Below are 3,061 nucleotides of genomic sequence, written 5' to 3'. Positions count from 1 at the left end.
GAGTGGGGCTTGGGTGTCGATGAGCAAGGAGGCCGGAACCAGGTCGATTCCGGTGAGGGGCATGTATCGATTCATTTTGAATGATCTCTGTTTGTTGGGCTCAAGGCCGTCAGTCGGTCATTCTCTGTTGTCAGGTCGCCAAACCCGAATCGCCATTCTGGGCGACGGCGCCAACTATAAGCCGCATGAGATCAGCGCGGGAAGGTGAGGCATTCCCAGCTTTGTGTAGGACTAGTGATGATGAAATCTCAGACCTTTCCCATCACGTCGCTGGAAATATAAACACAGACCTGAGATGTTCACCGCCCCTTGGTTTCAGCCACCCACGCTATCCTTACTCATCGCTCTCGCCGTCGAGATGGACCTTCCCGAATGCAAACCCCAACCCCCCAACGCCCCCTCTGGAAAACCTACCTGCTTTTCCTCGCCCCAATGGTCCTGTCGAACTTCCTGCAATCCATGTCCGGCACGGTCAACAGCATCTACATCGGCCAGATGCTCGGCACTCAAGCCCTGGCGGCGGTGTCGGGGATGTTCCCCATCGTGTTTTTCTTCATCGCCCTGGTGATCGGCCTCGGCGCCGGCGCGGGTGTGTTGATCGGACAGGCGTGGGGTGCGCGGGAGACGCATCTGGTGAAGGCGATTGCCGGAGCGACGTTGTTGTTGGGGGTGTTGATCGGGTTGGTGGCGGCGGTGGTGGGGAGTGTGTTTGCGCGTTCGGCGTTGGTGGGGTTGGGGACGCCGGCGGATGTGCTGGACGATGCGGTGGCGTATGCCCATGTGATGTTGTGGATCATGCCGTCGTTGTTGGTGTTTGTGTTGTTCACGCAGTTGTTGCGCGGGGTGAGCGATACCTTGTCGCCGTTGTTGGCGCTGGTGGTGTCGACCATTGTCGGGTTGGCGCTGACGCCGGCGTTGATTCGCGGGTGGTTGGGTTTTGCGCCGATGGGGATTCAGAGTGCGGCGATTGCCGGGCTGGTGGGTAACCTGGTGGCGATGGGGCTGCTGGCGTGGCGGTTGCTTGGCAAGGGCCATCCGCTGGCGCCGGACCGGGAGTTCTTTGCGGCGATGAAGCTGGACATGGCGATTCTCGGCAAGGTGTTGCGTATCGGTTTGCCCACCGGGTTGCAGATGGTGGTGTTGTCGTTGTCGGAGCTGGTGATTCTGGCGCTGGTGAACCAGCACGGTTCCCAGGCGACGGCGGCGTATGGCGCGGTGACGCAGATCGTCAATTACGTGCAGTTCCCGGCGCTGTCGATTGCGATTACCGCGTCGATTCTCGGGGCGCAGGCGATTGGGGCCGGGCGCATCGAGCGCATGGGGCCGATTTTGAAGACCGGGTTGATGATCAATGTGTGCCTGACCGGTGGTCTGGTGGTGCTCGGGTACTTGCTGTCGCATTGGTTGCTGGCGTCGTTCCTCACCGAAGAGGCGACGCGGACCATGGCCCGGCACCTGTTGCACATCATGCTCTGGAGCCTGTTGGTGTTCGGCTTCCAGGCGATCATCGGCGGCATCATGCGCGCCAGTGGCACGGTGATGGTGCCGGTGGCGATTTCCATCGTCTGCGTGGTGGGTGTGCAGTTGCCGGCGGCGTATCTGCTGGATGCGAAGTTCGGGCTGCAAGGGGTGTGGATGGCGTTTCCGGTGGCGTATCTGGGGATGCTGGTGTTGCAGACGCTGTATTACAAAGTGGTGTGGCAGCATCAGAAGATTGAGCGATTGGTTTAGTTGGTTTTTTCATTGCCTGTTCGCGATTGTGGTGGTTCAGTTGATGTAGAGGTTGACTGTACTGACGTCTTCGCGGGCAAGCCCGCTCCCACAGGGACTGTGGTGTTTGTAGTCTTGTGCACACTGAAAATCAGGTACTTCATTCAGTGGGAGCAGGATTCACCGATAGGCCTGATCGCCTGGGGAGGTTTTCACATGAGCCCCTTGTCCCATTCCATCCTGCAAGACCGGCCAGCGGCGGGGCGACGGCTGGTAGAACCGCTGCTGCCTTACGCTAACCGCCCCGATGTGATCGTTCTGGCCTTGCCCCGTGGCGGCGTGCCGGTGGCTTATGAAGTGGCCACGGCGTTGAAGGTTCGCCTGGACCTGATGCTGGTGCGCAAGCTCGGCGTACCGTCCCACCCGGAGTACGCCATGGGCGCAATTGCCAGCGGCGGTATCCAGATTCGTAATGAAGAGGCGCTGCGGGTGCACCCGATCGACCGCGCCGCTTTCGACGCCGTGGTCGAACGGGAAAGCCGCGAACTGCTGCGCCGCGAGAAGGTCTACCGCGGCACGCGRCCGCCGGTGCTGCTCAAGGATCAGGTGGTGATCCTGATCGACGACGGCCTGGCCACCGGCGCTTCAATGCGGGCGGCGATCCAGGCGCTGTGGGTGCAGGCGCCTTCGCGCATCGTGGTGGCGGTGCCGGTGGCGCCGATCGAGACAGTGCAGGCCCTGCGCAGCGAGGTGGATGAACTGGTCTGCCCGCTGCTGCCCGAGTGGTTCACGTCGATTGGGCATTGGTACATGGATTTTACCCAGACCTCGGATGCCGAGGTGATCGAGCTGTTGCAGCGGGCGTGGCAGCGCGGGGAGTGCTGACGGCCATCTGCAAGTGGTCGCAAATCACCGCGCGAGGTGGAATAAACGCCGGTTGTTTGCTTTAGTCATCTGATGCCACCCCTCGTGTGCGGCACGCCAACTCAAGACGGGAGCCCTCCCGGAGAGTGCCATGAACCTTCGATCCGCGCGTTGCGTTGTTCTGGCCGGTACGTTGGTGTTCGGCCCGGTGCAGTTCAGCCTGGCGCCGTTCGCTGAAGCCGTGGAATACAAGAAAGTGAACGCCAAGGCCAGCACCTTGAGTTTCACCTATCAGCAGATGGGTTCGCGAAGCTACGGCACTTTCGGCAAGTTCGACGCCAATCTCGACTTCGACACCGATAACCCTGGCGCCGCCCACGCCACGCTGACCATCGACCTCAACAGCATCGACGCCGGCAGCAGCGACGCCAACACCGAGCTGCAAAAACCGGCATGGTTCGACACGGCGACTTATCCGGTGGTGACC

The 3,061-nt window shown here is 61.1% G+C and carries 4 protein-coding genes; all 4 read left to right on the top strand.

Annotation, left to right across the window (positions count from 1 at the left end; all coding sequences use genetic code 11):
- The coding region (locus tag ACXRVY_RS22050) for a hypothetical protein (RefSeq protein WP_458238235.1) at positions 1–208 on the top strand (208 nt) is incomplete at its 5' end.
- 164 nt (positions 209–372) lie between these two features.
- The gene (locus ACXRVY_RS22045) at positions 373–1,731 is read left to right on the top strand and encodes an MATE family efflux transporter (protein WP_457266307.1); all 1,359 of its coding nucleotides are present in this window, start codon (positions 373–375) and stop codon (positions 1,729–1,731) included.
- Positions 1,732–1,926: 195 nt separating this feature from the next.
- Complete coding sequence (locus ACXRVY_RS22040) at positions 1,927–2,595, top strand: phosphoribosyltransferase (protein ID WP_223463995.1); 669 nt, start codon at positions 1,927–1,929, stop codon at positions 2,593–2,595.
- 130 nt (positions 2,596–2,725) lie between these two features.
- On the top strand, positions 2,726–3,061 hold a 336-nt coding region (locus ACXRVY_RS22035; RefSeq protein ID WP_458238234.1), incomplete at its 3' end, for a YceI family protein.

This window comes from Pseudomonas sp. P5_A2_2, from assembly GCF_054177685.1.
The sequence above is the reverse complement of the archived record's forward strand: the minus strand, read 5'-3'. Positions and strand labels throughout refer to the sequence as shown.

Bases quoted from the DNA above. Each gene is read 5' to 3' on its own strand.
- ACXRVY_RS22045 (WP_457266307.1), top strand. From the start codon at position 373: ATGCAAACCCCAACCCCCCAACGCCCCCTCTGGAAAACCTACCTGCTT.